33 protein-coding genes are annotated in these 25718 nt (G+C 66.8%); 12 read left to right on the forward strand and 21 right to left on the reverse strand.

The features are described 5' to 3' along the window. Positions 1-300: hypothetical protein (locus tag ACFXKA_RS22775; protein ID WP_379428782.1), on the forward strand; the 300-nt coding region annotated here is incomplete at its 5' end. A 1288-nt stretch (positions 301-1588) separates the two neighbouring features. Here the strand turns inward: ACFXKA_RS22775 and ACFXKA_RS22780 are convergent. After that, entirely contained in the window at positions 1589-2509 is a 921-nt protein-coding gene (locus ACFXKA_RS22780; RefSeq protein ID WP_379428783.1) for an esterase/lipase family protein, read from the reverse strand. Between the two features lie 134 nt (positions 2510-2643). Here ACFXKA_RS22780 and ACFXKA_RS22785 point away from each other — a divergent pair, with 134 nt between their 5' ends. Then, positions 2644-3192 carry a TetR/AcrR family transcriptional regulator gene (locus ACFXKA_RS22785; protein WP_354832750.1) on the forward strand — a complete coding sequence of 183 codons (549 nt, stop codon included), beginning with the start codon at positions 2644-2646 and terminating at the stop codon, positions 3190-3192. Between the two features lie 337 nt (positions 3193-3529). On the opposite strand, the gene ACFXKA_RS22790 is transcribed toward ACFXKA_RS22785, so the two are convergent. After that, on the reverse strand, positions 3530-4006 hold the full coding sequence (locus tag ACFXKA_RS22790; protein WP_379428784.1) for a winged helix-turn-helix transcriptional regulator: 477 nt from the start codon (positions 4004-4006) through the stop codon (positions 3530-3532). A gap of 100 nt (positions 4007-4106) precedes the next feature. Here ACFXKA_RS22790 and ACFXKA_RS22795 point away from each other — a divergent pair, with 100 nt between their 5' ends. The 3 genes from ACFXKA_RS22795 (at position 4107) to ACFXKA_RS22805 (ending at position 7433) form a co-directional block, all read left to right on the forward strand. Then, a complete protein-coding gene (locus tag ACFXKA_RS22795; RefSeq protein WP_379428785.1) occupies positions 4107-5510 on the forward strand; it encodes an MFS transporter in 1404 nt (467 codons plus the stop codon). A gap of 66 nt (positions 5511-5576) precedes the next feature. After that, a complete protein-coding gene (locus tag ACFXKA_RS22800; RefSeq protein ID WP_379428786.1) occupies positions 5577-6719 on the forward strand; it encodes a serine hydrolase domain-containing protein in 1143 nt (380 codons plus the stop codon). A 117-nt stretch (positions 6720-6836) separates the two neighbouring features. Beyond that, the gene (locus ACFXKA_RS22805; protein WP_379428787.1) at positions 6837-7433 is read left to right on the forward strand and encodes a Uma2 family endonuclease; all 597 of its coding nucleotides are present in this window, start codon (positions 6837-6839) and stop codon (positions 7431-7433) included. Between the two features lie 22 nt (positions 7434-7455). On the opposite strand, the gene ACFXKA_RS22810 is transcribed toward ACFXKA_RS22805, so the two are convergent. Further along, complete coding sequence (locus ACFXKA_RS22810) at positions 7456-7983, reverse strand: NUDIX domain-containing protein (RefSeq protein WP_379428788.1); 528 nt, start codon at positions 7981-7983, stop codon at positions 7456-7458. A gap of 111 nt (positions 7984-8094) precedes the next feature. On the opposite strand from ACFXKA_RS22810, the gene ACFXKA_RS22815 reads away from it, so the two are divergent. Beyond that, positions 8095-8547 carry an SRPBCC family protein gene (locus tag ACFXKA_RS22815; RefSeq protein WP_379428790.1) on the forward strand — a complete coding sequence of 151 codons (453 nt, stop codon included), beginning with the start codon at positions 8095-8097 and terminating at the stop codon, positions 8545-8547. A gap of 3 nt (positions 8548-8550) precedes the next feature. Here ACFXKA_RS22815 and ACFXKA_RS22820 read toward each other — a convergent pair whose 3' ends face one another. The 8 genes from ACFXKA_RS22820 to ACFXKA_RS22855 form a co-directional block, all read right to left on the reverse strand. Continuing rightward, positions 8551-8775 carry a hypothetical protein gene (locus ACFXKA_RS22820; RefSeq protein ID WP_354832731.1) on the reverse strand — a complete coding sequence of 75 codons (225 nt, stop codon included), beginning with the start codon at positions 8773-8775 and terminating at the stop codon, positions 8551-8553. 35 nt (positions 8776-8810) lie between these two features. Further along, positions 8811-9617, reverse strand: a complete 807-nt coding sequence (locus tag ACFXKA_RS22825; protein ID WP_379428791.1) for an HNH endonuclease family protein — start codon at positions 9615-9617, stop codon at positions 8811-8813. Between the two features lie 275 nt (positions 9618-9892). Then, positions 9893-10480, reverse strand: a complete 588-nt coding sequence (locus ACFXKA_RS22830) for a sensor domain-containing protein (RefSeq protein ID WP_379428942.1) — start codon at positions 10478-10480, stop codon at positions 9893-9895. Positions 10481-10536: 56 nt separating this feature from the next. Next, positions 10537-11658 (reverse strand): nitronate monooxygenase family protein, encoded by a 1122-nt coding sequence (locus ACFXKA_RS22835; protein WP_354832725.1) that lies wholly within the window; start codon positions 11656-11658, stop codon positions 10537-10539. 139 nt (positions 11659-11797) lie between these two features. After that, entirely contained in the window at positions 11798-12208 is a 411-nt protein-coding gene (locus tag ACFXKA_RS22840) for an NUDIX domain-containing protein (protein ID WP_379428792.1), read from the reverse strand. A 65-nt stretch (positions 12209-12273) separates the two neighbouring features. Further along, positions 12274-12432: a hypothetical protein gene (locus ACFXKA_RS22845; protein ID WP_379428793.1), complete on the reverse strand. Its 159-nt coding sequence runs from the start codon at positions 12430-12432 to the stop codon at positions 12274-12276. 214 nt (positions 12433-12646) lie between these two features. Next, positions 12647-13366, reverse strand: coding sequence for an AAA family ATPase (locus tag ACFXKA_RS22850; protein WP_379428943.1), 720 nt, complete (start codon positions 13364-13366; stop codon positions 12647-12649). 179 nt (positions 13367-13545) lie between these two features. After that, positions 13546-14184: a hypothetical protein gene (locus tag ACFXKA_RS22855; RefSeq protein WP_379428794.1), complete on the reverse strand. Its 639-nt coding sequence runs from the start codon at positions 14182-14184 to the stop codon at positions 13546-13548. Between the two features lie 523 nt (positions 14185-14707). Here ACFXKA_RS22855 and ACFXKA_RS22860 point away from each other — a divergent pair. Further along, on the forward strand, positions 14708-15004 hold the full coding sequence (locus ACFXKA_RS22860) for a hypothetical protein (protein WP_354832719.1): 297 nt from the start codon (positions 14708-14710) through the stop codon (positions 15002-15004). Between the two features lie 182 nt (positions 15005-15186). Here ACFXKA_RS22860 and ACFXKA_RS22865 read toward each other — a convergent pair whose 3' ends face one another. The 3 genes from ACFXKA_RS22865 to ACFXKA_RS22875 form a co-directional block, all read right to left on the reverse strand. Beyond that, positions 15187-15465: a hypothetical protein gene (locus ACFXKA_RS22865; RefSeq protein ID WP_354832717.1), complete on the reverse strand. Its 279-nt coding sequence runs from the start codon at positions 15463-15465 to the stop codon at positions 15187-15189. A 121-nt stretch (positions 15466-15586) separates the two neighbouring features. Then, the gene (locus ACFXKA_RS22870; RefSeq protein ID WP_379428795.1) at positions 15587-15949 is read right to left on the reverse strand and encodes a hypothetical protein; all 363 of its coding nucleotides are present in this window, start codon (positions 15947-15949) and stop codon (positions 15587-15589) included. Positions 15950-15962: 13 nt separating this feature from the next. Further along, complete coding sequence (locus tag ACFXKA_RS22875) at positions 15963-16151, reverse strand: hypothetical protein (protein ID WP_379428796.1); 189 nt, start codon at positions 16149-16151, stop codon at positions 15963-15965. Positions 16152-16425: 274 nt separating this feature from the next. Here ACFXKA_RS22875 and ACFXKA_RS22880 point away from each other — a divergent pair, with 274 nt between their 5' ends. Then, positions 16426-17307, forward strand: a complete 882-nt coding sequence (locus ACFXKA_RS22880; RefSeq protein ID WP_379428798.1) for a class I SAM-dependent methyltransferase — start codon at positions 16426-16428, stop codon at positions 17305-17307. 356 nt (positions 17308-17663) lie between these two features. Here ACFXKA_RS22880 and ACFXKA_RS22885 read toward each other — a convergent pair whose 3' ends face one another. The 3 genes from ACFXKA_RS22885 to ACFXKA_RS22895 form a co-directional block, all read right to left on the reverse strand. After that, a complete protein-coding gene (locus ACFXKA_RS22885; RefSeq protein WP_354832709.1) occupies positions 17664-17885 on the reverse strand; it encodes a hypothetical protein in 222 nt (73 codons plus the stop codon). Positions 17886-17936: 51 nt separating this feature from the next. Next, complete coding sequence (locus ACFXKA_RS22890) at positions 17937-18785, reverse strand: DUF3558 family protein (protein WP_379428944.1); 849 nt, start codon at positions 18783-18785, stop codon at positions 17937-17939. Positions 18786-18897: 112 nt separating this feature from the next. Further along, positions 18898-19275: an ArsR/SmtB family transcription factor gene (locus ACFXKA_RS22895; RefSeq protein WP_379428799.1), complete on the reverse strand. Its 378-nt coding sequence runs from the start codon at positions 19273-19275 to the stop codon at positions 18898-18900. Positions 19276-19387: 112 nt separating this feature from the next. On the opposite strand from ACFXKA_RS22895, the gene ACFXKA_RS22900 reads away from it, so the two are divergent. Then, a complete protein-coding gene (locus ACFXKA_RS22900) occupies positions 19388-20632 on the forward strand; it encodes an MFS transporter (RefSeq protein WP_379428800.1) in 1245 nt (414 codons plus the stop codon). Positions 20633-20692: 60 nt separating this feature from the next. On the opposite strand, the gene ACFXKA_RS22905 is transcribed toward ACFXKA_RS22900, so the two are convergent. Continuing rightward, on the reverse strand, positions 20693-21262 hold the full coding sequence (locus tag ACFXKA_RS22905) for a TetR/AcrR family transcriptional regulator (protein WP_354832701.1): 570 nt from the start codon (positions 21260-21262) through the stop codon (positions 20693-20695). Between the two features lie 39 nt (positions 21263-21301). Here ACFXKA_RS22905 and ACFXKA_RS22910 point away from each other — a divergent pair, with 39 nt between their 5' ends. After that, positions 21302-22546: a KasA/KasB family beta-ketoacyl-ACP synthase gene (locus tag ACFXKA_RS22910; protein ID WP_379428802.1), complete on the forward strand. Its 1245-nt coding sequence runs from the start codon at positions 21302-21304 to the stop codon at positions 22544-22546. A gap of 35 nt (positions 22547-22581) precedes the next feature. On the opposite strand, the gene ACFXKA_RS22915 is transcribed toward ACFXKA_RS22910, so the two are convergent. The 3 genes from ACFXKA_RS22915 to ACFXKA_RS22925 all read right to left on the reverse strand — a co-directional run bounded on the left by ACFXKA_RS22915 (position 22582) and on the right by ACFXKA_RS22925 (position 24427). Continuing rightward, entirely contained in the window at positions 22582-22995 is a 414-nt protein-coding gene (locus tag ACFXKA_RS22915; RefSeq protein ID WP_033091132.1) for a hypothetical protein, read from the reverse strand. Continuing rightward, complete coding sequence (locus ACFXKA_RS22920) at positions 22992-23273, reverse strand: hypothetical protein (RefSeq protein WP_354832698.1); 282 nt, start codon at positions 23271-23273, stop codon at positions 22992-22994. Before ACFXKA_RS22920 ends, ACFXKA_RS22915 begins: the two co-directional genes overlap by 4 nt. A gap of 875 nt (positions 23274-24148) precedes the next feature. Next, positions 24149-24427, reverse strand: a complete 279-nt coding sequence (locus tag ACFXKA_RS22925; protein WP_379428803.1) for a hypothetical protein — start codon at positions 24425-24427, stop codon at positions 24149-24151. Between the two features lie 559 nt (positions 24428-24986). On the opposite strand from ACFXKA_RS22925, the gene ACFXKA_RS22930 reads away from it, so the two are divergent. Then, positions 24987-25187: a hypothetical protein gene (locus ACFXKA_RS22930; protein ID WP_354832694.1), complete on the forward strand. Its 201-nt coding sequence runs from the start codon at positions 24987-24989 to the stop codon at positions 25185-25187. A gap of 262 nt (positions 25188-25449) precedes the next feature. Continuing rightward, positions 25450-25584, forward strand: a complete 135-nt coding sequence (locus ACFXKA_RS22935) for a hypothetical protein (protein ID WP_379428804.1) — start codon at positions 25450-25452, stop codon at positions 25582-25584. Positions 25585-25718 lie beyond the last annotated feature (134 nt).

Below are 25718 nucleotides of genomic sequence, written 5' to 3' on the forward strand. Positions count from 1 at the left end.
TATCGCATCCAGGTGCGGGTGCACTGCTCGGGATTCGGTGACGGGTACGAGACGTCGGTCTGGGTGAACAGCCACACCACCGAACAGACACAGGTCGGGTGCACCGGCCGCTGGGTACACGGCGGATACAGCCTCGGCACGCCGTCGAGGAACCCCGACGGCACCTGGAAGCCGGCTCCAATGGAGAAGAACCCCGACAAGTTCGAGCCCAGTTCCCTCACGGGCATCGACTACCTGAGTGCCGCGGTCGACAACAGCAGCCGCCGGCGTCCCGGCGCGCCCGCGCCCAGCGGCTCCTGATCCGGACCAGATTTCCCGGTCCCGAATCAGGTGGTCGGAGCGGGCGCATTTCTGGTCTACTGGTAGCCGGTCGGGTGGCTGGAAGTACTCGAACGCCCTCGGGATCGGTCAGGCCACAGCCGCGCCGGTCACCGCCGACGCGGACGTCCCGGTTGCCACGACCGGTATCAGCACTGCGTCCAGGCCGGTTCGGCCACCTTCGTCAATCCGATTCCGGGGATCATCCTGGGTATCCTGTGTCCGCCGCGCCCCGGCCAGGGGCTCGACGGCCTCGGCGACCTCTGACCTCGATCGCGGGGACATATCACAAGCTCCAGGGCCTGCGACAGCCAGAACGGCTGCGCCGCAAAAGCAATCACCTCGCATCGATGTCGAGCCCCATCGCGCAACGGTTCGCTCCTGTACGGGCGGACCTTGTCCTCAGGCGCCGCAGGGCACGCGGGGCCCGGCCGACTCGGAAAGTGGGCAGGTGCGCCTGCCACTGCCGCCCACCGTCGCAGATCGAAACCGGCGCTTCCGCACGGGTTTTCACCCCGCAGCAGAGCATGCCGAATCGACGTAGGTCGCGGCTACGGCGACCGGGCTGCATTCGGCGCGGACCGGGGAACGCGAAGAGTCACACCATTTTCTGGTGCCTCTCGCTATCGGGGGCAACCTCGGCAGGCCCGCCCGCACGTGGGCGGTCCACGACCGCCTGCGACCGGCATTCACTGGTGATCCGGCGTAACTCCTCGGTTGGATTCTCGACGCTGCCGCGCAGACGGGCGCAGAACGCATCCAACGACCCGTACCGGGCCACAATGTCCGATACCAGGTGCGCCACCGTCCTGTTCGGCATCACTGGAACCCTTCTCTCCTCAGTCGGAACTGGTCACCTCGCCACGCACCCCCAAGTCGGCCAGGGCTGACGGGGAAGATCGTCGAGCAGGCCCAGACCATCGCGGACACTCGACAGTGCCACCGGATTCCACGACGGCGAACGCCACCGTACAGACCACCGCAAGCTGTCAGCAAACCGGTCAGCGAGTCGACAATGCGCGTCGCGTCGTGACAACGCCCCGCCAGTGAACGTCCCTGCGGCCCAGCCGCATTCGGAATCGAGTCCAACCCGACACGGTCACCCGGCTCGCGGTACAGCACGGATGCCGGCGGTCCTGCCAGGGCGAGGATCAGGCGAGCGCAGGTCTCGGGTCGCTGGCAGCAGCGACATCGGTTCCTTGCGATCCAACACAGCCGGATCCCGCGGGCGACCGACATTGTCGATCTATCGCACTCGAATGTTGGATTGCTATCGACCCAGCGGTCCTGCGAAAGGCAGGACGACCGTGCAGGAGACGGGTGTGGCGTGCGCGGGGTCGAGGGCATTGAGGACCACGCGCGCGGTGACCGGATCCGCGGGTAGCTCGTAGTGCTCGGTGTAGTCGGTCGGGCAGAGGTCCTGCAGCACCACGTCGTCGACATTGGGTCCGTCCAGCAGGCCGGTGGTCCAGGGGGTGGCGATCTCGTCGTAGCGGGAGACCACGGTGGTGAACCGGATGGCCGGTGCGAGGGCAGGGTCCGCGTTCAGGTCGATGGCGACCTTCGAGCCGGGCGAGAGCTGGCACGGCCCGCACTGTGCGGCCAGTTCCGCTCCGGGCGCGGTGGATTCGAGCAGCGGCTGCAGGTTCGCCAGGCCGCTGACCGTGGAGCCGTGCAGCGGCGCGGCCAGCGCCACGTAGTGGTCGATCTTCGGGATGGCGCCGAGGTGGTTCAGGGCGTAGAACGGCACCGCGCCGCCCATCGAGTGGCCGACGAGATCGACCTTGTCCGATCCGGTTCCGGCGCGCACCCGGTCGATGAAGTCGGAGGTCTGCCGGGCGCTGGTCTCGACCGGTGCGATGGCGCCCATGACCGGGCCGAGCGCGCCGGTGCCGTAGGTCGTGGTGAACACGCAGTAGCCGGCGTTCGTGAGGACCGCGGACAGGGTGTTCCAGGTGACGGTGTCATTGGACAGCCCGTGCAGCAGCACCACCGGATTCGGGTGCGCGGCAGTGGGTCTGCAGGACCAGTCGTTCGCGCCGGGCGGCACCTGCCCGGGCGCGGTGAGCTCGGCCGCCAGTCCGCCGAAGTAGCTGTAGGAAGGATCCGGCTCGTCGGCCGCGGCCGGGCGTACGGCGAGCACGGCGGCGAACAGGATGGCGGTGGTGAGGCAGCGGGTGGCCGATCGCATGAGGTACTCCCGGGGATTCGTGCAGGTCGGCCTCGCGGTGCCCCCTACGCGCCGCGTATGACCGACCGGTCGGTCATAGGCTAGCCGCTGTGTACCCTCGAGGGGAACAGACAGCGCAGGAAAGGACTCCGGCCATGCCCCGACCCGCGGAACCGGGCCGCAACGCCCTGCTCGACGCCGGGGCGGAGGTCGCCGCGCGCACAGGCCTGGCCGGACTGTCGGTCAATGCCGTGGTCCAGGCCGCCGGCATGGCGAAAGGCACCTTCTACCATCACTTTCCGGATCGGCGCAGCTATGTGGTCGCGCTACACCGCCGGTATCACGACGAGCTGACCGGTCTCGTCCTCGCCGCAGTCGGCGACCTCGCGCCCGGCCGCGAGCGACTGCGCGCCGGTCTCGCCGCCTACCTCGACGCCTGCCTCGCCACCCGGGGCACCAAAGCCTTTCTCGCCCAGTCTCGCACCGAGGCCGATCTGCTCGACGAGGTGACCGCCCGCAATCAGCTGGTCGCCGCGGTGATCGTGCCCGATATCGAACAGCTGGGCTGGGCAGACCCGCCCGCGGTGGCGCTCCTGGTCATCGCCATGGTGGCCGAGATCGCGCTGGCCGAACTGTATTCCGGCGCGGCCCGCCCCGACCTGCGCGCCGCGCTCACCGCACTGATCGAGCGCACGCCGACCTGACCGCCGTCGCGGTCACCGCCCGTGTCGACGAGTCCGGCCCAGACGAGCATGGAGAGGATGACCAACGCGACCAGAAACCGCCAGGTCCATCGCGCTGCACGCAGGTCCGACATCGCGGGAATCCCCCGAATCCGTTGTGCGCGAGCCCCTTCGGACCACACACGATGCGGAATTCTACGCTTCGGTGCGGCCCGGCGCGCTTGCGTTTCGCACCGCACCTAGCGTCGCGGACCTACTCGCTGGCGATCGTGACCGGCAGCATCCGGCGCGATGTACCAGGACACACAAGATGGCCCGAAGGTTTCACGCCCTCTCTGCTGTCGAGTGGGATTGCCCGTCAGTTGCCGCCGGGCAGGAAGGACGGGTCGTGAGCGCCTGGGCCCAGTTTGGCGCGTAGGTCCTTGACGGTCAGGTGATCGCCGCATTCCGAGCAGACGGGATGGACGGTCATGACATGCCCGCAGGATTTGTGGACGGATTCGATCGGTGGGCCGTCGGGGGCGGCCCATTCGTCGCCCCATTGGCGCATGGCGGCCAGGATCGTCCAGAGGGAGCGGCCCTTGTCGGTGAGCAGGTAGTCGTATCGGACCGGGTTGTCCTGGTAGGGGGTCTTGTCCAGGATGCCTTGGGCGACAAGGTGTTCCAGGCGCTGGGTGAGGACATTGCGAGCGATGCCGAGGCGGGACCGGAAGTCGTCGAAGCGGGTGATGCCGAAGAGCGCGTCACGGACGATGAGCAGGGTCCACCATTCGCCCACCACCTCCAGACACTGGGCGATGGAGCAGTTCATGTCCTCGAAGCTGGTTCGCCGCATGACCCCAGCATAGTCGGTTGCTTGAAGAGACTCACTCGCCTATGGTCCGTCTCATGAAGAAACTCACTCGGGCCGACGGCCGGACGCATGGGGGAGAACGATGAGCACCGTTGTCGTGCAGGAGGAACGGCGGGCCGTAGATCCGCGGGTGGTGCTCGGGATCGTCGCGGTGGCGGTGCTGTTGTCCAGCCTGGATCTGTTCATCGTCAATGTGGCGCTGCCGCGGATCGCGGAGGATTTCTCGGGAGCCCCGATCGCGGGACTGTCGTGGGTGCTCAACGCGTATTCGATCGTGTTCGCGGCGCTGCTGGTTCCCGCCGGGCGGCTGGGTGACCGGAACGGGAACAAGACCGCGTTCCTGACCGGGCTGGGCGTGTTCGTGCTGGGGTCGGCGCTGTGCGCGGTGGCGTGGAATACCGGCGCGCTGGTGGCCTTCCGGGTCCTGCAGGCGGCGGGCGCGGCGTTGCTGACACCGTCCTCGCTGGGCCTGCTGCTGGCCGCGACACCGGCCGAGCGGCGGGCGACGGCGGTGCGGTTGTGGGTGGCGTTCGGCGGTCTGGGTGCGGCGCTGGGGCCGGTGATCGGCGGACTGCTGGTCGAACTGCATTGGCGCTGGGTGTTTCTGGTGAACGTGCCGCTGGGGATCATCGCGCTGGTGCTGGGAGCGCGGCTGTTGCCACGGCCGAGTGGTACGGGCGGATCGATGCCGGACGGGGTCGGCGCGCTCATGTTGATCGGGTCGGTGGCGTCGCTGATTCTGGCCGTCGTCAAGGGCGAGGACTGGGGGTGGGGATCGCCCGGTGTCATCGGCGCGTTCGCGGCGACCGCTGTGTTCGCCGTGGTGTTCGTGGTCTCGTCGCGTCGCCATCACAGTCCCGTCGTCGATCCGGGACTGCTGCGCGTGCCGAACTTCGCGCTCATGCTCGGCAATTCGCTGCTGTTCAATATCGCGTTCGCGGGGATGCTGCTGTCGGCGGTGCTGTGGATGCAGAACGTGTGGGGGTGGTCGGCCTTGGAGACCGGGCTGGGGATCGCACCCGGACCGCTGATCGTGCCGCTGGTGGCGGTGTCGGCGGGCCGGCTGATCGCCCGGATCGGTGTCGGGCCGGTGCTCGCGCTCGGCGGGGTGGCGTTCGGGGCCGGAATCGTCTGGTGGGCGCAGGCGATCACGCTGCGGCCGGACTATCCGGCCGGGCTGCTCGGCGGCATGCTGGTGACCGGTCTGGGCGTCGGCCTGACCATGCCGACCAGTGTGGCGGCGGGAACGGCGGGGCTGCCACCGCAGCAGTTCGCGACGGGGTCGGCGGTGTTGAGCATGGCGCGGCAGCTCGGAATGGCCGTGGGTGTGGCCGTTCTGGTGGCGGTGCTGGGTACGCCCGCCGGTGCGCAGGCGACCCTCGACGCCTTCCAGCACGGTTGGTACGTGATCGCCGGCGCGTCGGTGGCCGCGGGCCTGCTGGGCCTGGCAGCGCGAATGCCGAAGGCCGCACCGGTATCCGGGTAGATTCTCAGGGCCTGACTCAGGGGTTGTCCGGATGTCCTGGTCCGCGGCTGTCCCTACCGTCGAGATATGCGAATCGGGCTGACAGTGACAGTGCTGGCGCTGGTGGGGGCCGCGGGATGCGGGAGTATGACCACCTCGGTGCCGCAGCCGGTCTCCACCACCCCGATGGCGGTGTCGCCCAAGCGCGTCGAGCGGATTCGCGACGACATCGACGGGCTGGTGCGGGCCGGGACCACCGGGGTGATCGCGACCCTGACCGAGAACGGGCAGACCATCACCCTGACCGCCGGGGTCGGGGACCGCACCACCCGGGCGCCGATTCCGATGGCCCCGCCGCAGCAGGTACGGGTCGGCAGCATCTCCAAAACCTTCGCGGCGGCACTCATCATGCAATTGGTGTCGGAGGGGAAGGTGCGGCTCGACGAACCCGTCGACACCTATCTGCCCGGGCTGCTCAGGGGCAATGGCGTGGACGGGCGCGGGATCACGGTGCGCCAGCTCCTCCAGCACCGCAGCGGACTGCCGGAACTCTCCGACGACCCCGAACTCGACGAGGTACGCGCCGCGGCCGGGGGCCGCACCTTCACTCCCGCCGAGGAGATCGCGATCGCGCTGCGCCGGCCCGCGCAGTTCGCGCCGGGGGAGCGGTTCAAGTACACCAACACCAATTTCATCGTCGCGGGCATGCTGGTCGAAAAGGTGACGGGCAGAACATATTCCGAGGAACTCACCGGCCGCATCACCACGCCGAATCAGCTCGCCGACACCTACCTGCCCGGTCCGGGCGAGACCGGCTTCCGCGGCCCACACCCGCAGGGCTACACCCTCGTCGGCGGCGTCCCGACCGACGTCACCCGCTCCGAGCCGTCGGTGGGTTGGTCGGCAGGCGGACTGATCTCCACCGGCAACGACCTGAACCACTTCTTCATGGCCCTGCTCGCCGGAAAGATCGTCGCCGACGGGCAGCTGCACGACATGCTGACAACCCCACCGCGTTCCCCCGACAGCGCCCTCGACTACGGCCTCGGCATCGGCGCGATCCAACTTCCCTGCGGCGCACAATACTTCGGCCACGTCGGCGAGATCGCCGGCTACCTCACCATTTCCGGCGCCACCCGAGAGGGCCGCGCGGTGACCATAGCGATGAACGACTCCCCGGATACCGACCCGGACATCACCGGCCTGCTCAGCGACGCCCTCTGTCCGTAACCGTCAGAACTGCCCCGACAGTCATCAGCTGGGCTGGCATCCGAGCATCACCAGTGTTCCGGCGCCCGGCGCGTACGATGACCTTGCCCTGACATCCCGTTTCGAGTGAGGTTGCCAGTGACCGAACTGCCTGTGTGGGCCGACGACCCCGGGGCGCTGGAGCTCACCGAGGAGCAATACGACGAGCTCCCGGATGCCCTGCGCAAGCTGATCGAAGTCATCGACGGGAACGTCATCCGATGCCAGAGCGGCAGCGCGGAACATAGTGATGTCGCTCGGCGGCTCGCCAATCATCTTGAAGCGGCGAAGCCCGATGACCCATGCATGCGGGTGTCGACCGATGTAGACGTCCACTTCACCCGGAGGAAGCGGCGCGACGGCGCCTTCTCGTTCCGTCGCCCCGATGTGACGGTCTACCGCTGTGTCGAACGCGGCGCCAAACTCACCACCGCCGATGCCTTGCTGGTCGTCGAAGTCGTATCGCCCGGATCCGGATACACGGATACGGTCGACAAGCTTGCCGAATACGCATACGAGGGGATTCCGGTCTATCTGATCGTCTATCTGGACTCGAGTCTCTACGTGAAGATGATCCAGGAGTACCGGCTCGATTGGGCCGCGCGGACCTATCGGCTTGCCGAGACCCATGAAGACGCGTTGCTGCTGGAGAGCCCTTATTCGGCAGTCGTTCCATTCAGTCGATTGGATGGTTGACGGGCGCTGCGGTTCTCGGGGGTCAGCGCGGGTGAAGTTCGGCGGCGAGTTCGAGTAGTTCGGGGATGTGGGGACCGTCGGTGGCCGCCAGGCGGATGGCCTCGGCGAGAGGGAAGGCGCGGACTTCCAGGATTTGTTCTGCGTCATCGGGGTTGGTGGGGTGGCCGGTGAGGGTGACGTCGGCGGTGCACCAGAGCCAGGCTTTGTGGGGGTGGGGTTGCCAGGGGCGGTAGGGGGTGGGGCGGTCGGTGGTGGCGTAGTGGGCGCCGAAGTGGTGGAGGGGGCCGGACAGTTCGGCGCCGGCCTCCTCGGCAAGTTCGCGGATTACGCAGGACTCGATGGATTCTCCGGCTTCGCGGGTGCCGCCGGGGAGGATCCAGCGGTCCCGGTCGTCGCGGCAGAGGACGATGTGGTCGCCGAGGAAGCAGACGACGTGGATGTTGGTGACCAGGTGGTCATGTGGGAGGTCGGTGGAGAACTGGACGTCGAGGCCGCCCCATTCCCACCGGGCGCGGGCGTGGAGGAGGGGGTAGCGGTCGGCGAGGGTCATGGTTCGACGCTACTGGGGGACTGGCGGAGTCGCTGGGGGCCGTAGGTGATTGTGCGGAGCAGGATGGCGGCCCGCCCCACCTTCTAGAACTGGTTTCAGTATTGTTCCCCTATGGCCTTCGTCATCGACAAAAGTGTGGAGATCGACGCGCCCGCCGAGCTGGTCTGGCAGGTGCTCACCGACGTGGACAAGTACGGGGAATGGAATCCCTTCTGCCTGGAGTGCAAGACCACCCTCGAACCGGGGTCGCCGATCGATATGAAGGTGCGGCTGGTCGGGCCGAAGCCCAAGCAGCAGCGCGAGTTCATCCGTTCCCACACACCGGGTAAGGAATTCAGCTACAACATGAAGCCCGCGCCGCTGGGCCTGCTCAGCAGCGAGCGCTCGCACACCCTGACCTCGCTCGAGGACGGCCGCACCCGTTACTTCTCGCACTTCCAGCTCAACGGGCCGCTGGCCCCGGTGGTCGCCGGCCTGCTGGGCGGCGCGCTGACCACCGGGTTCGAGGGCATGACCGACGCGGTCAAGACGCGCGCCGAGGCACTGAAAGCCGTGCGCGACTAGCGCTCACGCCTCGAACGGCAGCACATTGCCGGCGGCGTCGCGGCCACCGCTCTCGTTCTCGATGGCGGTGGCCAGATCCTGCACGCTGGTCCAGCTGCGTGGTTCCTCGTCCTCCAGATTGCCGATGGTGTACCAGGTGGCGGTGCCGCGATAGCGCACCAGCCCGTGACCCGAATGATCCAGCGTCACATCGAGATCCCCGGAGACCGTTCCCTCTTCCCGGGTCATGACGGCTGCCTCGCTGCGGATTTCGACGACGGCGACTATGTGAACTCTCCCTTGCTGACACAGTCCTTCACCGCGGTCTGCAGTGCGGTCTGCTCCTTGGCATCGACGTTCAATCCGTACTTTACTTTCACCTGGATGTAGTGCCCGATATAGGCGCACCGGAAAGTCCCGGGCGGCAGATAACTGGACGGATCCTGGTCGCCCTTGGAGCGGTTGGCGGTGGGATCGGAAATCACCAGGTTCAGCGCGTCATTGGCGATATGGCGACGGGTGTCGTCGTCGAGGTTCGCGGCGCCCGAACGCCACGCCTCGGCCAGCGCCACGATGTGGTCGATGTCCAGGGCCGACGAATCGGTGGTCCACTTGTAGGGCTTGAGGGCATTGGTCTTCTTGTCCATGACCCCGTACTGGTCGCGCCAGCCGCCATTGGTGCCGACGCTCAGTTTGCAGCTGCTCGGATCCAGCTTCACCGGCCCGGTCGCGTCGCGTAGTAGCACCACGTCACGGGTGGTGCAGCGACTGTACTGCGCGAAGGCGTCACCGAATCCGTGTTCGGGCTTGTCGGTGTCCCAGTGCGGGAATCGGTCGCGCGAGTAACCGGTCATCGGCAGTTCGTCGGCCACCTTCAGTGTGCCCAGCAGACTGCTGATCTCTTTGGCCGATCCCGCCGGTTGAGCGCCGCGATCCGGAATCGGCGGGCCGCTCGCGTCCGATTTATCGGTGCCGACATGCTTTTCGAGGACGGCGGCCACAATGGCCAGCACGATCACGAACAGCAGCGACACCGCCGCTTTCAAGACGCGGCGCAGGGTGGGGGAGGAACGGATCTTCGACCATGTCATCGCGCACCACCGCCCGCGGCGGCCGGGGACAGGGGCTTCGACAGGCGTGACGGCTTCGTGTGCAACATATCCCGCAAACCTTGGCAATCAGTGACCCGAAACGGCAAGCCGTACGCGGGTTTCGGAGACCGGTGTCACACCGCACCCCGAGAATCGGCATCCGGAACCGGACTCGCGGCACACCCGCCGCAATTCCATCCTGAGTTGCCCCGAGATCGAAAACAATGACGGTGCAGGGATTTCCGCTCGGCTTCCGGCGCGTCGACCGTGTCGCGCTAGATCTGATGCCACCAGGCTATGAAGAACACCGCGCCGCCCGCGCACAGTGCGATGGCCACCGGTACCGGCCACCACGGCCCGGCGCGGCCCAGCAACCGCTGGGCGAGACGCTGTTCGAGCATTCCTAACCCGGCGATGAGCAGTACCCACAGGGGGAGCGGCAGTGCGCCCCCGGCGAAATGCACCGCCCACGCGCCGGCCAATGTCGGCCCGCCCCAGGAATGTTCGAAATCGTGCGCCGCCACCAGGGGATAGAAGATGCCGCGCACCGCGGCCAGTACCATCAGGAACACGGCGAACCAGGCGACCAGTCCAACCGCGACCGTCAGCACCGTGTGCCCGGCGGTCCGCCACGGTCCCGGTTCCCGCAGCTCGAACGGCGCCCGGAACACTCGCCGCATCACCCGGGCCCGAACCCCCGTGGGCGCGAAGGCAACCGGCACCGAGAGCAGCGCGTAGTACGCGGCCCGCAGCACCCGCTCGACCTTCCCCATGGGGACAACCCTAGCGCTGGCCGATGGTCCGCCCCGGCAGCCCGCGACCTGGTGCCGCGCCCGCCGGAGATGCGTCGGCGCGCCGGGCAGCCCCTACCCGACGCGCCGAATCGCCTGAGCATCAGGCGGTGTCGATGTCCTGAGAATCAGGCGTTGTTGAGCTTGTTCAGCCGCTCGCACGACTCCAGGTACTCGGTGATGAGCCGCTGCACCACGTCGGCGGAGCGCTCCATCTTGTTCATCATGCCGACGACCTGGCCGACCGGGTTGAAGTTCACGTCCTTGGCCTGCTCCGGGTACCGGTGGCCGCGCTTGACGCCGTCGAGGGCGACCATCATCTGCAGCGGCATGCCCAGCGGCTTCGGGTTTTCCGGCTGCTCCCAGGCCTCGGTCCAGTCGTTCTTGAGCATGCGGCAGGGCTTGCCGGTCCACGAGCGCGAGCGCACGGTATCGGAGCTGGTGGCGTCGATGTAGGTCTGCATCTGGGCGGGCGGCACATTGGCCTCCTCCACGGTCAGCCACAGCGAGCCGGTCCACGCGCCCGCCGCGCCCATGGCGAGGGCGGCCGCGACCTGGCGGCCATTGCCGATACCACCGGCCGCGAGCGCCGGCATGTCGCCGATGGCGTCGATGACCTGCGGCCACAGCACCATGGAGGCGATCTCACCGCAGTGGCCGCCGCCCTCGGTGCCCTGCATGACCACGAAGTCCAGCCCGGCGTTCTTGTGGTTGAGCGCGTGCTTGACCGAACCGCACAGCGCGCCGATGAGGCGGCCGGAGTCCTGGATCTGCTTGATCACATCGTCGGGCGGGGTGCCCAGCGCGTTGGCGACCAGCTTGGCCTTGGGGTGCTTCAGGATCACCTCGATCTGCGGGGCGACCGTGGTGGCGGTCCAGCCCAGCAGCTGGTTGTGGTGCTCCTCCGGCGGCAGGTGCGGCACGCCGTGGTCGTTGAGGATCTTCTCGGCGAAGTCGCGGTGCTCCTGCGGAACCAGCTTGGCCAGTTGGGCTTCCAGCTCCTCGGGGCTCAGGCCCTCGACGCCCTTGCCCTCGTACTTGGAGGGGATGACCAGGTCCACGCCGTAGACGCCCTGCACGTGCTCGTCGAGCCACTGCAGCTCGACCTCGAGCTGTTCGGCGGTGAACCCGACCGCGCCGAGCACACCCAGACCGCCCGCATTGCTGACCGCGGCGGCCACGTCCCGGCAGTGGGTGAAGGCGAAGATGGGTACGTCGATGCCGAGGCGATCACAGATCTCGGTACGCATGGTGTGGTGGGCTCCTCTGAACTTTCCGGCACTGGAAATGTTGTGCTCACCACACTAGAACATGTTCTACATTCGGACCAGTCTCTCGATGCCTACCCGTAGGTCACTGTCAACAACATGTTCTAGTTGCCGGGAACGGTCAGCCGTGCGCGAGCAGGCCGTCGGCGTGCAGATCGTCGAAAAGGAGCTGGTCCACGGGCGGGACGTGCGGTCGCTCGGCGTAGGTGAACCAGGCGATCTCGTCGATCTCACTGCTGGCCGTGAGGGCGCCGGAGTACTCGGCGGTGTAGCAGGCCATGCGCACGACGGCGTCGGGGATCAGGGCCTCGTAGGTGCCGACGTGAGCGACGGTGTCCGGTACGAGTTCGACCGTGAGCTCCTCGCGGATCTCGCGGACGAGGGTTTGCAGATCGGTTTCGGCGCCCTCGCGTTTGCCGCCGGGGATATAGAAGACGTCCTTTCCGCGCGGCCGCGCGCACAGGATGCGACCGTCCTCGATCCGCACCCAGGCCACCGTGTCGATCAGCCGCTGCTCCCGCTCCGTCTGCATGGGCGCAGCCTAGCGGGCGTCAGTCCGCGGGCTCCCACGCGGCGACGAGGTCGAGCAGTAGCCAGCTATCGCAGATAGTTTGCGTCGGTGTCATTGCCGCAGCTGCGATCACTGCACGAAACTCCCTCGGCCAGATCCGTCGCGAATGCCGCCGGGGCCAGGACACCAGCCCCAGCGATGATCAGGGCAGCAGCGCCCAGACCGACCAGCAACCGTTGAGCCATGTGTGAATCAACTCCTATCGACTGTGACCCGGCCCGGGATTCAGCCTGTCGCACAGGAGGTTTGGCGCGCATCGGGGCCAACCCGGAATTCGCCCGCTGACCCACCCTGACTCGTGGCGAGGGCCGCGGCGAAGATTCCGAACGCCTCTCGCCGAAGAGGACAAACCGCACCTCCTTGTGACTCGCAGCGATAAGTGGCGGTGTTCTCGCGTGTTCAGGTGGCGCCGATAAACAGTGTGCTGCGGGCGGTTTCGACGACGTCGGCGGTGATGGTGTGCAGCTCGTTGATTTTCAGGATGCGGTGGATCTGGGCGAACAGGCGTTGCCGGAGACGGAAGTTGCCGCCGGTGATGCGCGCGACCGCGGCGACGGCTTGGGCGTCGGTGAAGTCGCCGGCGTCCAGCTCCAGACCGAGTTTGTGCCAGTGGCGGGCCAGGACGAAGGTCAGCTCCTCGCCGGTCAACGCACGGTAGTGGTGGGCGAACCCGACGCGGCTGTAGAGCTGGGGGTAGCGGGAGAAGGTCTTCTCGATGCCGGGCATGCCGATGAACAGGAGTCCGTGTTCGCTGCGGTCGTACCGGTCATGCAGGTGCTCGATCCCGGTCGCGGACAGGAGTTCGGCTTCGTCGATGACGACCAGCTCGACGTAGTCGGGCATCGGCTGTGGACCCGGCCGTGTGTCCACGTGCTGGTCGATACGGATGTTGACCCGGCTGTGCAGCCGTTTGAGGTCCTCGCGCAGCTCGCGCGGGGCCGCGGCGACGGTGGGCGTGTAGAACACCGTGCGCGAGCGTGCCAGTGCGGCGTAGACGTCCTTGTCCGAGTCCTCGCGGGGACCCCAGGCAGTAAGCAAGGGCTCAGCTTTGCCCCATCGCGTGTAGCGGGACGCGGACAGGGTCTTCCCGATTCCTGCTGCGCCGTAGCAGATTCCGATGGTGCGGTCGCGTTTGACGGTGTCGGCGAACTCGACGAAGCGACGGTGTTCCTTACCAGCTGCCCATGCCGTCGCGCTCGCCTTTCCAGATCAGGCGAACGTCATGTAGTGCCGAATAGCATGTGGCAGAAGCTTCCCGATCAGACCTCAGTTCCTGACTAGCAGGCTGATCGTCGAGTTCACCGGGCTCGCTCGTACTCCGGGCCGTCGCAACGTTCGAGCCACCACCATCCGCCCGCCAACTCCATGGTGGGGCACAAGGGAATTCCGAATCCGTTGTACGGCCTCGGCTCCGGCGTGCCGACGAAGTGACCGTAACCGTAGGTTTCCTCGAAGACGTCGACGTAGTCGGCGGCGTACCGGACCGGTGCTCCATTGCTGTAACCGAGGTTCGCGATCCGGCAGTTCGGCGCCACGACGCACAAATGACTCGGTAGCTCGACACCGTAGAGAGCACCTTCGCCGTGCGTGGGCACCTCCACCGTGGCCGCCGCGGCGAACGCAGGATACTCGAGCCAGAACCGCGCCCACCCGCTGGCCTTGGTATCGACGAACAGGAACAACGACCCGCTGACACCCACGACCGCCAGTGCCGCGGTGGCCACCGCCAGCCCCTGGGAACCACTGCGAGTAACACGCCGCAGCAACACCGCGAACACGATGGCCAGGATCAGATAACCGAAGGCGAACAACGGCAGGTACAGCACCCAGATCCAGTACAAGAAGAACTCGGCGTGCAGTGTCACGACAATCGAAACCACGACCAGCGCGGCGGCCACTCCCAGCCCCAGAACCGAACTGCGCTTTTCAGACGGCATCCTGGAAACCTATCTGGACGATGTGCAGAATCCGCGTGAGAAATGTGCGGATTCCGTGTGCCGCCCGGCACGACCCGCCACCTGCCACCCATACCGTCACCCTCCCGCATCGGTGAACATCCGGGTTCGGCCGTCCCGCGTCTGCGCATCGGGCACGCGTGTAGCCCAGAAGTCGTTCCCATGGCGTCGTCGAAACCGCCCGCAGCACCCTCGTCATCGGCGCCACCTGACAACGCGAAAGACCGCCATCGATAGGCGCGAGTCACACATCGGCTTGGTCCGGGTCAGCACCAAGGCGCAGGAGACCGCGCGCCAGCATGATGCCCTTGATCCGATCTGTGCCCGCGTGTTCGAGGAGAAGCGTTCGGGCAAGCTGAAGGTCGCCGGCGGGCACGGTGCAGCGAGCCGGGGTCCCGGTACCGCCCCACCGACTGAATACCGACCCCCCGAGGAATCTGTGCCCCAGAAATCAGGGGATTCGAATCCAGTCTTAAACGAATAAATTTCACATAACGTCAGGCTCGTGAACACGCAAAACCTCACGGTCCGAACAGGATTCGCGGCCCTCATGCTCGCGATAGGGCTCGTCGGCGTCGCGGGCCCAGCCTCGGCCGAGATACCCCTCACGCCGGTCGCGGACAACACCGCCACCGGGAGCGCATCGATCGACAACGGCTCGTCAGCAACCGGTAGCGCGTCGAAGGAATACGGCACTTCGCCAACCGGCAGCCAGGCCGGATCGAGTGCGCTGTATAGCGCGACCTGCTACCCCAACGGCAGCGTCACGTGCCAGGGGCAGACGGGGAACGGCCATCCCTGATCGACCCGAAACCAGCAAGGCCCCTCACCCATCGAACTCGATGGGTGAGGATCTCGAACACCGACACCCCGCTGGCCGCTCGGCGTGATGAACTGCGCAAGGAACTGGCCGCCCTCGACCAGGCGGTAGCGGCCATCCTCGCCGGCGCCCGCCGTGGCGAGCTGGACAAGCTGAGTTGCGCGCTACAGCATCTCGGCGTACATGCGGCCGTCACGCACCCCGAATTCGATCCGACACGGGAACTCCGATGGGTATCCGGCCTGGAGGTTGTGCAGATTGCCTCCGATGACGAACCTGGCCCACTCCCGTAACTCTTCGGGCAGTTGAAACATCCAGCCGTCGGTGGCGCGCACGTACGGGATGTCGGCACCGAGGGGATCGTGGCGGCCGAGAGCGGCCACATCGAGGATCATCCCCTTCTCCTGCGCTGACGCGATCGTGGGTGGCTGCAGCAGCATCATGGCGGAACCGTAGCGCCACCCACGCCCTCCGCGCCTGAGGCGCGACGAGGCGCGACGAGGACGCCCGATTTGCCCGGCGGCGTTTTGCCGCAAGGCATTTCAGCGGCTTCATGGGTGCCGGTTAGAAGTCGTCGTCGTGTCCTGCGAGCTGCCGCCCTAGTCGCCTGGCCGCCTCGACGATCAGGTTCAGTGGTTCTTCATACTTCCAGGCGTTCTCGAAGTCGTCGTCGCGCTCGAGGGCCTCGGTGAGCAGGAGGGCGTGTCGCAGCACGATGTCCTCACCCGTTACGACGAGCCCGCCGATAGATCCCGTGCTGCCGACCTTGCTGAGTACGGCCGCGAGATCTACCTTGTCGGCCTTGGCGAACGGTCTGTCGATCTGGATCCATTCCTCGCCTGCCCGCCTGATCACGACATCCGGGGCGGCCCAATCCTCTTCGGCGTCAATAACCTTGACGCTGATCTTGTCGGGCTCCACATCCACGCCGTAACTGTTCTCAGAAATCGAAGCCGATTGGGACCCCTCGCCGTTTCGGGTCGATCAGGTCGATCGCGGCCTCGTCTGCAGCGTTCCAGCGGCTGACCTGTCGGTAGCCGAGGATCGTGCGCCAGAAGTCCACAACCGGGTCCTGGTCGTTGCTGCTGAGGTCCCAGTCGAGCAGGACACCGACCTCGAGTGCCAGCACGGCCGAGGGATCGGCGGTGAGTGCAGTCGCCATGCCGCGGCCGCGATCTGCTGGGCCAGTTCGACATCTCGCTTGGCGACTGCCGGCCGGACCCGCGTAGCTCCCCGGCGTAGGTTACCTGCGGGTGAACTCCTGCTCACAAGCCTTCAGTCCGGTGTGTGAGGTCGCCTAGGCTCGGCAGGGCGCTCGACCTCCCAGATGGAGGTGACGAGGGGAGCGGGCTACCTCGGCTGCCGTCCACGGCAGTGCTCGATTGCACGAAGGATCCGCCGTCATGACTGTTGATGTACCCGTGCTTGGCGAGGTCCGATCGCGCGACGAACTCCCGGATGAATTCTTCGCCCTCTTCCTCGACCCGACCCGCACCTACAGCTGCGCGCTGTGGACCCGCCCGGACGACACCCTGGAACGAGCCCAGTCGGCGAAGATCGACCTTGCGTTGGCCAAGTGCGATCTGCAGGCGGGGATGACCTTGTTGGATGTCGGTTGCGGCTGGGGTTCGACGATGTTGCGCGCCATGGACGCCTACGGGGTGAACGCGATCGGATTGACCGGCAACCGCCACCAGCACCGGTATGTGCGGGACCGGCTCGTCGACCGGCTGATCCGCGGCCGCCCCTACGGCGGGGTCCGGCGGCAGGATTGGGAGGAATTCGACCGCCGCGTGGACCGCATCGTGTGTATCGGGACGCTGGAACACCTCCACCCGCAGCGCTACGCCGATTTCTTCGATTTCGCCTACCGGATCCTGCCCGATAACGGGGTGCTGTTGGTGCAGACCGTCGTCGCACCGGGCCGCGACCCCTCCGATGCCCACCAGACGCGTTTCGCGAGTACCGATTCGGTGTTCAAGCCCGGGACTGTCCTTCCCTTCGACCGAGTTCCGCCACCGACCGGCCGCGACCCCAAGGGGGTCACCGAGTACGCGGAAGATGCCGGATTCACCATCACCGGAATCGGGAAACTGGGACCGCACTACACCACCACACTGCAGAACTGGGCCACCGCGCTGCACGAGCACCGCGACCGGGCGATCGAACTCGCCGGGCGGGACACCTACAACGCCTACATCAGCCATATGACCGGGTTCGCCGACTACTTCCGTCACGGCCACCTCGACGTCATGCAGTTCACCTGCCTCAAGAACGGGTTGTGAGGGCGAGTAGCGGCCCGCCGTCTGCGACCAGTCGCTGCCGGCGTGCACCGGTGCGGCGGGCCACCACCGAGACGGATTCAGCAGATCGCGCCGTGGCAGCGAGAGCGTCCGGATGAGTGTCCGTGCGAATCAACCACTTCAGGGGCGAAAGGTCCGCCGGCCTCAACCGGATCTCCTGAAGCCCTTGCAATGCACCACAATCGGAGACAGTCGAATACGCGACTCCACCAGTCTCACGGGCCGAATCGAGCAGTCAGATCGGCCTTTCCTCGAGAGCGGCGGCTCGACTCCCGCTCCACCCGAGCAGTTGGATTCGGGGCGTTGATGTCGCGGGTTCGCCGGCCGCCGCGTATGGCTCAGAAGCAGTACGGGAATTTGCACTGAGACGGATCATTGGGACCGAAGATCGCTGCGATCAGTCCGTTGATCACCGCGTCCGCCGCTCCCGATCCCGTGCTGAGAGCGACATCGTGTGCGCCGACAACGGTAGGGGCCGGCGGTGCGGCCTCGGCGATTGCCGTCGTCGGGGCGGCGATCACGATCCCTGCCGTGAGGGCCAGCATCGTCTTCCGAAGCATTGTGTTCCCTTTCATTCTTCGATCGGTGAATCAAGTAATGCCACGGCACGATCAGGGCAATGACCTGGTCAGGGCTGCGCCGAGGCGGTTGGCTTCGGCGCAGGGTTCGCCCTCGCCGGTCTGGACGCGCACGTTGCGGACCGTGAACACGACGCTGCCGAAAGAGGCCGACGTTGCGACATAGCACCCCAGCTTGTTGGTGTCCTGCACCGATCGGTACACGATCACATCTCGGCCGTAGTACGTGGTCCTGCGCACATCCTGGTAGTGCCCGGGCGTGAGCTGATCATCCACTGCTTCGTCGGTGGCGGTGAGAACCAACTCGAAGGTCTGGTCGGCGGATTGCCACCTGCATGCCTGCCAGGTCGGGGACGAAGTGGGCATACGTGTCTTGGATGCCGTATTCAAGCCGGCCGCAGTGAGGGCGGTTTCCGATATCGAGCACGCATCCCAGACGACACCGGCCGTGGAAGCCGTAGTAACGGGAGGACTTCCAGGCGCGGCGGTGACAGGCGCGGGCGTGCCGGGTGGTGCTGTGGCCGCGGGTGTCGTGGCATCGTCGTCGACCGGGCCGGGTTGCGGTCGAGCCGATCCGGCGTCGGTGCGGGGCGCGGTGGTGGCAGCGGCGTTGGTCGCCGACATGGACCTGCTCGGAGTCGGCGAGCTGTCCACGGAGGTGGTGGTGCCGCATCCCGCGAGGAGTACGGCTGTACCACACGCAACGATTGCGAAAAGGGTCCCGCTAGCTCTTCTCGCCATCTCGGAGTCCTTCGCCGCCAAGATCGATCGGCGTCTTGTGGGGGTTGGTCGAACATCCGGCCGCGAACGAGCGCGCGCCGAGAGTTGTTGAATATCCAGCCTGTTCGGACTCATGGCCATTTGGTCGGATGATCCCCTCATTCCGTTAGCAAGACTAGCGGCCCCCAAAATCTGGGGCTCGCCACCAGCATTGCGATCGCGCTCACCAGCGTTCGTGACGCCAAGCTGACGGGACCATCACATCCCTCGGGCGTCAGTCCGCGGGCTCCCAGGCGGCGACGAGGTCGAGCAGGCCGGGGAAGCGGGCTTCGAGGTCGTCGATGCGGACCTGACTGCGGCGTTCGAGGCCGTACTGGCGCTGGCGGGTGACACCGGCTTCGCGCAGCGCCTTGAAGTGGTGTGTCAGCGACGATTTCGGGCGGTCGATGCCGAACCAGCCGCAGGAGTGGTCGTAGGCCTCGGATTCGAGCAGCAGCTTCTGGACGATGTGCAGCCGCAGCGGGTCGCTGAGCGCGCCCATGACGGTCTCGAGTCGCAGTTCGTCGAGTCCGGGTTCCGGCAACGGATCCGGCACGACGGCCGGTTCCGCGGGGAGCGTGAACTTCGGCGCGGGGCGCTGCTTGGCCGGCATCGTTGAACTCCTCACTGTCGGCGCTTGTACGACTTTCATCGTACAGCATGCTATGTTCGACTCCGTTCGTACTAGTTCGATTCGATTCGAACTATGAGTGGAGGTAATGGAAGTGGTTGCGACACAATCTCGTCCGGCACGGACCGCGGAGCCGATCGATCTCGGAATCGCGTCTCGCGTCGCCCCGGCGTGGTGGATCTGGCTCGCGGCGTGGCCGGTGACCGCGGTCTTCGTGCTCTCGAACGCGGCGACGCCGTTGTATGTGCTGTGGCAGCGCGACTTCGGGTTCTCCAAGGGCACGATGACCGTGGTCTTCGCGTTCTACATCGTCGGTTTGCTCGGATCGTTGCTGGTGTCCGGCGTCGCCTCGGACCGGCTCGGCCGCAAGGCCGTGCTGATCCCGGCGCTGATCCTCGCGGCGGCCGCGTGTCTGATCTTCGCCACCGCGCCGAGTGTGATCGCGCTGATGATCGCTCGCCTGCTGACCGGTATCGCGGTGGGCGCTGCGGTGTCGGCGGGCATGGCCGCCGTGACCGATGTCGCCGGACCGGAGCGCAAGCATCTGGGCGCGCTCTTCGCCTCGACGGCGATGGTGCTGGGCGCGGGCGTCGGCCCGCTGCTGTCCGGCGTCCTGTCCGAGACCGTCCCGGCCCCGACCGCCACCGTCTTCCTGGTCGAGATCGCGCTGCTGGCAACCGCTTTCGTGACGGTGCTGCGGATGCCCGTCGGCCGTCCGGCGCACCGGGGTGCGGGTTCATGGATCCGGGTGCCCCGGGTGCCCCACGCGAACCGCCGCCAGCTGTTCCTCGGCATCGCGGTGTTCGCGCCCGGAATCACCGCCACCTCCTTCGTGCTGTCTCTGGGCCCGGCCCTGCTGTCCGGCCTGCTCGGCACGACGAGCCGAATCGTCGCCGGCGCCATGGCCTTCGCGATGTTCTTCACCGCCACCGCCGTCCAGTTCGCCGCCCGGTCCCTGCCGCGCCCGGCGATGATGGCGATCTCCGCCGCCGCGACCGCTCTCGCCATGCTCACCCTCGTGATCGCCGTCCACACCCAGTCGCCGACCTCCCTGATCGCCTCGGCGCTGCTCGCCGGGGCGGGCCAGGGCCTGGGTCAACTGGGTGGGCTGTCCCTGCTCAACCACGCCGTCCCGGCGGCTCGATTGGCAGAAGCCAACGCGGCGTTCAATATCGGCGGCTACATCCCCGCCGGTCTGCTACCCGTCAGCGCCGGGTACCTCAGCGACGTCGTCGGCCTCTCGACCGGCGCGACGACCTTCGCACTGACCCTGCTGGCACTGTCGGTGCTGGCCGCCGGCGCAATCCTGCGCAATCGCCCTGCTCTCACTCCCGCCTGATCCGCCGGCATGCCTTGGCGCAGCACCCTTCCGGTGGCTGCGCCAAGGCATGTTCGCCGTTCACGCGGACGTGGGGATGGCTTGGGCTATGAGGAGGTTCACGGCGCGGTGGACCCGAGTGGTGTCGCCGGTGACCCACCAGTCCTGGATCAGGCCGCGCATTCCCGAGATGAGCAGGGTGGCGGAGGCCTCGGGGTCGGGGATGGTGGGGTCGATTCGGCTGAGAGACTGGGTCATTGCGGTAATGAGCACCAGGATGGCGTCGGTCGCGTAGGCCTTGAACGGGCTGTTGGGAACAGTGGCCGCTCCGAGAACCTGGAGCAGTACCGGGAGGCTGTTCGCGAACTGACCCGCGGTGTTGATCGCGAAGGACGCCGAGAGTCGCTCGCGGAGGACCTCCGCGGAGTCGATGCCCGAGAACAGCGCGGCGATATCGGGGCGCTGGGTTTCCAAGGCGGCGACCAGCATTGCCTCTTTCGTCCCGAAGTAGTGGATCAGCATGCGGGAGCTGGTGCCCAGGTATTCCGCCAGCGGGCGCAGGGAGAGTTCGGCGAGGCCGAACTCGGCGATGTAGGCGATGACGCCTTCGAGGAGCTGGGCGCGGCGGGCATGGTCGAGTGGACGGGGCACGGGTTGACTGTAGCGGGTGGTACAGGTATCCATGTCAGCATGAGTGTAACGACTGGTACAGAAACTTGCCGGGACGTCGTGGTGACGGCAATGGCGGCAACCACCTGCCTGGGGGCCGATCTCGACACCACCTGGTCGCGACTGCTGGCGGGGGACAGCGGGATCGGCACGCTCACAGACGATTTCGTCACCGACAACGACCTGCCGGTGCGCATCGGCGGGCGGCTGGTCGCGCAGCCGGGGGAGCAGTTGACCCGGATCGAGCAGCGGCGGATGTCGTTCGTGCAGCAGCTGGCACTGGTACTGAGCCGGCAGGTCTGGCAGGAGGCGGGGACACCCGCGGTCGAGGCGGAACGGCTGGCGGTCGCCGTGGGCACCGGGCTCGGCGGGGGCGAGGCACTGGTCAATGCCGTGGACCTGATGAAGGCCGGGGGCTACCGGAAGGTGCCGCCCATGACGGTGCCCATGGTCATGCCCAACGGTTCGGCGGCCACCGTCGGACTGGAGATCGGCGCGAAAGGCGGTGTGTACGCGCCGGTTTCGGCGTGCGCCTCGGGCGCGGAGGCCATCGCGCACGGCTGGCGGCTGATCGCCACCGGTGAGGCCGACGTGGTAGTGGCGGGCGGCGTCGAGGGGCACATCGACGCGGTGCCGATCGCCAGTTTCGCCATGATGCGGGCCATGAGCACCCGCAATGACGAACCCGAGCGCGCCTCACGGCCTTTCGACAGGGACCGGGACGGGTTCGTGTTCGGCGAGGCGGGCGCGCTGCTGGTGCTGGAGTCGGAGGCGCATGCGCGGGCGCGGGGTGCGCGGATGCTCGGCCGGGTCCTCGGCGCGGGCATCACCTCCGACGGCTACCACATCACCGGCACCGCGCCCGACGGTGACGGCGCCGCCCGCGCCATGCGCAAGGCCCTCGCCACGGCCGGTCTGAGCGGCGCGGACATCGACCACGTCAATGCCCACGCCACCGGCACTCGGATCGGCGATGCCTCCGAGGCGAAGGCGATCATGACGGTCGCGCCACATGCCTCGGTGTACGCACCCAAATCGGCCCTCGGCCACTCCATCGGCGCGGTCGGCGCCCTCGAGGCCATGCTCACCCTGCGCACACTCGACGAGCAGATCGTCCCGCCCACACTGAATTTCGAGACCCCGGACCCGGATACCGAGCTGGATGTGGTGGCCGACAAGCCGCGCCATCAGGAGCTCCGGTACGCGCTGAGCAACTCCTTCGGGTTCGGCGGCCACAACGTCACCCTCGCGCTGGGGCGCGCCTGATCGATAGCCCTTGGGCCGCAGCCGGATTCGACCGCTCAGGGCAACTTGTCCGTCTGGACACGCGGGTCCAGCTTGCGCAGCGTATCGGGGCGGTCGGTCAGGCACGGCCAATCCCGGCTCACCGCTTCGAGAGTCGCGTGCCCGGCCGGAATGAGCGCGTCGGCGTCGGGGCGGTCGGCGAGGGTGTCGCCCAGATGATCACTGGCCGGGCGGTCGAGGGGCTGGATGACGGTGTTCGGCAGATCCAGCAGCACCGAGAGGATGTCCAGGCGGCCGGGCGGAATCAACGCGCGGGCCGCGGCGAGAGCGGTGGCCGGGACGATGATGGTGTGGCCCGCGTCCGCGGTCGCCCAGACCACCGATTGCACGTATGCCACGCGATGCGCCCAGGCGGTCAGCGCTGCGGTGTCGAACACGACGCCGCCCAGCGTCGGGGCGGCGGGGGTCATGCCGCGCCGGCGTGATCGCCGGGATCCTCCTTATCCGATAAGGGCGGCAACCCCTGAACGGCACGGGCGCGATTGATCAGATCCAGCGGCGGGCGGCCGCCGAGCGCGTTCTCCAGGCGGGCCAGCGATTCGGCCCGATCGACCCGGGCCTTCACGGATTCGGCGACGAACGCGGAAATCGAGGCGATGCGGCCGGTGCTGCGCCAATCGTCGAGGGTCGCAGCGATCTCCTCCGGCATCGTCACGGTGATCTTGCGGGTACGACGCGGTCTCGCCATACCGCGATGGTATCCCACGCATTCCGGGAAACTCCTGGCGACCGGGCGGAATTCACACGCTGGCCAGCAAGTTCGGTGAAATCGGTACTGCCCGCGTTTGCCCCCATCACACCGGTTCGCCCGCGATTTCGACCCGAAACTCGGAGCCAGTCCTGGAGCGCACTGCCCGCGACTGCCCGGGCTTATCGGAGTCGGAGCGTCCGATTCGAACCGCCGCGGTGAGCGGGCGCCATGTATCAGCCCAGCGCTCCTGGGCCGTCTCGGACGCAGTCCACCCACTGCCGACCTGGTCACCAGTCGGCGTGTCGCGCTACCGACACGCGGGCAGATTTTCGGGTCCAGCAATCTATCGGCAACCATCCGTATCGGGCTGCAACGACGAGAGGACCCAACTCGTGAGCGCCCGGCACACGCGCGAATGCCAATGGTGCGGTGACCGGTTCGAGGTCGAGTCTTCGAACTCGAAGGTCCTGTACTGCAAGCTCACCCACAGGAAGGCCGCCAAGAAGGCACGCCATCGGATCAATCAGGACGAGTACAGGAATGTCCCGAGCCGGAACGGCGTGCCGAACCACTCCGCGCCTGCGCCGTCATCGATGCTGCGTTCCGCAACGCGCTGGTACGACGAAAGCCGGTCCGGATTCCCCCCTTCCTGGACCGGCTTTCGTCGTTTCCGGCGGTAGCAAGCGAGATGGCCGAAAAAGACTCGGCCCCAGCCCGTTTGGCGTACGCGCTTCCAAGCCGATAGGTCGACCGTGCGGATATGGACATCCGTTGATGTGTCTCTCCAATTAGATGGTCGCCGCCGGTACGCCCCGCCATCGAATGTACGGCGGCCAACCGTGAGAGCCACTTCTCCGCTGAGACACCCCCGGCTACAGCATTTCGGCGTACATGTGGCCGTCGAGGATTCCGAACTCGATCCGGCAGGGGAACGCCGACGGGTGCCCGGCCGCAACAGCGCGCAGGTTCCCGCCGATAACGGTGGTCGCCCAGTGTCGCAGCTGCTCGGGTAGCTGGTACCGCGCGCCGTTGGTTGCCCGAAGGTAGAGGGTGTCAGCGCCGGCGGGGTCGTGGATGCCGACGGCGGCGACGTCGAGGATCATCCCTGTCTGCTGCGGCGTGGCGATCATGGGCGGCTCGAGTGGTGTCATGCCAGGAAGATAATGCTGGCAGCGGGCACTGCGGGCCTCTCTGATCAACACGGCCTGATACGTCCGGGTAGTCGGAGTTCGATCGGATAAGGATCCCATCCGAATGGCATTTTCACGGTAAGACCGGGAATCGACACGGCCGCAAATGGTTTGGCGTCCCGCAGTCTGAGCGGTTACAGTCGAGTCACTTCCGGTGCGGAAGTCCGGGGTTCCTTGACTTGTATTGACGCAGCGCCTCGGACGCTTATCCGTGGTGTTGCCATCTTGACTGCGGCGGTCGACCTGCTCATCAGCATGCCGTTGCAACGGGTTTCGGCGTGGAAGCCGCTGGCCGAGGTCAGCGACAAGGTGTAAGACCTATACACATCAAGCTGCGCGGCGGCGACACCTACGGAGTGACCAACCTGGAGGACTCGATCGACTCGATCGAGGCGCAGGCGGAAGGCTCGGGCGACGCGATCATCGAGCCCGCCAATACCGACCCCCACTCTGTACCGAACTAACTGTCGGAACCGTTCCCGTCCGACATCCGGGCGGTAATTCGAAAGGAGACACCCGAATGCGCGACGCCGACAGCCATCCCATCTTCTCTCGATGCCTCGCCTGCACCAACCGCATCCACTGGGTGGAATGCCCGACCGGCGGGTGGTGGAAGCACGACAAGCATCCCGGCGACGACCACGACGCGGTCTCGCCGCTGCGCGTGCTGGAAGAGAGGGACGACAGCGGCAACTGCGTGGTCGTGGGAACCACCATTTGACCGCGGCCCTGCGATGGGCACCGCCTGGGTCATCTGCGAGCGATGTCGAGATCAGCAGCGACGCAGCCGAACTCATCGAAGCGATCAACAAAAACGGGCGCATCTGTCTGACCGTCGAGCATTGAGCAGTCGCCTGAGTTCGACAACCGCTACTGACATCCCGTGCCGAATCGAGAGGCCCGCGGCGGCATGCGGCCGCCCCGGCCGATTCTTCGTTCGCCCGTGTTCGGTAGCCGTGCAAACGCTCGGTAGGACCGACTGCATGATCGTTCCCGATGGCACCTACCAGCTGCCGTTCACGTTGCAGCTGCCTACCGCCGAACCGAATGTGTACCGCATTCAGGTCACCGGCGACGCGACTTTCACTGGCAGCCTGTTCGTCGAGCCCAGCACCTGACAGCACGGGTCTACGGCAACCGACCCCTGATGAACCGGGATGATGGCGTTGTTCTGGGATACCGCGACGGTAGAGCGGTATGGCGCGCGGACGTGAGCTGACATCGCCGTGAGACGCACTACCCGTTCGCGGGG

It is taken from the genome of Nocardia sp. NPDC059228 (genome assembly GCF_042754245.1).
Classification (GTDB): domain Bacteria; phylum Actinomycetota; class Actinomycetes; order Mycobacteriales; family Mycobacteriaceae; genus Nocardia.

What these genes read in the sequence shown, in the direction of transcription:
- ACFXKA_RS22780 (WP_379428783.1), bottom strand. Translation starts at nt 2,509, where the DNA reads ATGCGATCGGCCACCCGCTGCCTCACCACCGCCATCCTGTTCGCCGCC.
- ACFXKA_RS22785 (WP_354832750.1), top strand. Translation starts at nt 2,644, where the DNA reads ATGCCCCGACCCGCGGAACCGGGCCGCAACGCCCTGCTCGACGCCGGG.
- ACFXKA_RS22790 (WP_379428784.1), bottom strand. Translation starts at nt 4,006, where the DNA reads ATGCGGCGAACCAGCTTCGAGGACATGAACTGCTCCATCGCCCAGTGT.
- ACFXKA_RS22795 (WP_379428785.1), top strand. Translation starts at nt 4,107, where the DNA reads ATGAGCACCGTTGTCGTGCAGGAGGAACGGCGGGCCGTAGATCCGCGG.
- ACFXKA_RS22800 (WP_379428786.1), top strand. Translation starts at nt 5,577, where the DNA reads ATGCGAATCGGGCTGACAGTGACAGTGCTGGCGCTGGTGGGGGCCGCG.
- ACFXKA_RS22810 (WP_379428788.1), bottom strand. Translation starts at nt 7,983, where the DNA reads ATGACCCTCGCCGACCGCTACCCCCTCCTCCACGCCCGCGCCCGGTGG.
- ACFXKA_RS22815 (WP_379428790.1), top strand. Translation starts at nt 8,095, where the DNA reads ATGGCCTTCGTCATCGACAAAAGTGTGGAGATCGACGCGCCCGCCGAG.
- ACFXKA_RS22820 (WP_354832731.1), bottom strand. Translation starts at nt 8,775, where the DNA reads ATGACCCGGGAAGAGGGAACGGTCTCCGGGGATCTCGATGTGACGCTG.
- ACFXKA_RS22825 (WP_379428791.1), bottom strand. Translation starts at nt 9,617, where the DNA reads ATGACATGGTCGAAGATCCGTTCCTCCCCCACCCTGCGCCGCGTCTTG.
- ACFXKA_RS22835 (WP_354832725.1), bottom strand. Translation starts at nt 11,658, where the DNA reads ATGCGTACCGAGATCTGTGATCGCCTCGGCATCGACGTACCCATCTTC.
- ACFXKA_RS22840 (WP_379428792.1), bottom strand. Translation starts at nt 12,208, where the DNA reads ATGCAGACGGAGCGGGAGCAGCGGCTGATCGACACGGTGGCCTGGGTG.
- ACFXKA_RS22845 (WP_379428793.1), bottom strand. Translation starts at nt 12,432, where the DNA reads ATGGCTCAACGGTTGCTGGTCGGTCTGGGCGCTGCTGCCCTGATCATC.
- ACFXKA_RS22855 (WP_379428794.1), bottom strand. Translation starts at nt 14,184, where the DNA reads ATGCCGTCTGAAAAGCGCAGTTCGGTTCTGGGGCTGGGAGTGGCCGCC.
- ACFXKA_RS22865 (WP_354832717.1), bottom strand. Translation starts at nt 15,465, where the DNA reads ATGATGCTGCTGCAGCCACCCACGATCGCGTCAGCGCAGGAGAAGGGG.
- ACFXKA_RS22880 (WP_379428798.1), top strand. Translation starts at nt 16,426, where the DNA reads ATGACTGTTGATGTACCCGTGCTTGGCGAGGTCCGATCGCGCGACGAA.
- ACFXKA_RS22885 (WP_354832709.1), bottom strand. Translation starts at nt 17,885, where the DNA reads ATGCTTCGGAAGACGATGCTGGCCCTCACGGCAGGGATCGTGATCGCC.
- ACFXKA_RS22890 (WP_379428944.1), bottom strand. Translation starts at nt 18,785, where the DNA reads ATGAGGGGATCATCCGACCAAATGGCCATGAGTCCGAACAGGCTGGAT.
- ACFXKA_RS22895 (WP_379428799.1), bottom strand. Translation starts at nt 19,275, where the DNA reads ATGCCGGCCAAGCAGCGCCCCGCGCCGAAGTTCACGCTCCCCGCGGAA.
- ACFXKA_RS22910 (WP_379428802.1), top strand. Translation starts at nt 21,302, where the DNA reads ATGAGTGTAACGACTGGTACAGAAACTTGCCGGGACGTCGTGGTGACG.
- ACFXKA_RS22915 (WP_033091132.1), bottom strand. Translation starts at nt 22,995, where the DNA reads ATGACCCCCGCCGCCCCGACGCTGGGCGGCGTCGTGTTCGACACCGCA.
- ACFXKA_RS22920 (WP_354832698.1), bottom strand. Translation starts at nt 23,273, where the DNA reads ATGGCGAGACCGCGTCGTACCCGCAAGATCACCGTGACGATGCCGGAG.
- ACFXKA_RS22925 (WP_379428803.1), bottom strand. Translation starts at nt 24,427, where the DNA reads ATGACACCACTCGAGCCGCCCATGATCGCCACGCCGCAGCAGACAGGG.
- ACFXKA_RS22930 (WP_354832694.1), top strand. Translation starts at nt 24,987, where the DNA reads ATGCGCGACGCCGACAGCCATCCCATCTTCTCTCGATGCCTCGCCTGC.
- ACFXKA_RS22935 (WP_379428804.1), top strand. Translation starts at nt 25,450, where the DNA reads ATGATCGTTCCCGATGGCACCTACCAGCTGCCGTTCACGTTGCAGCTG.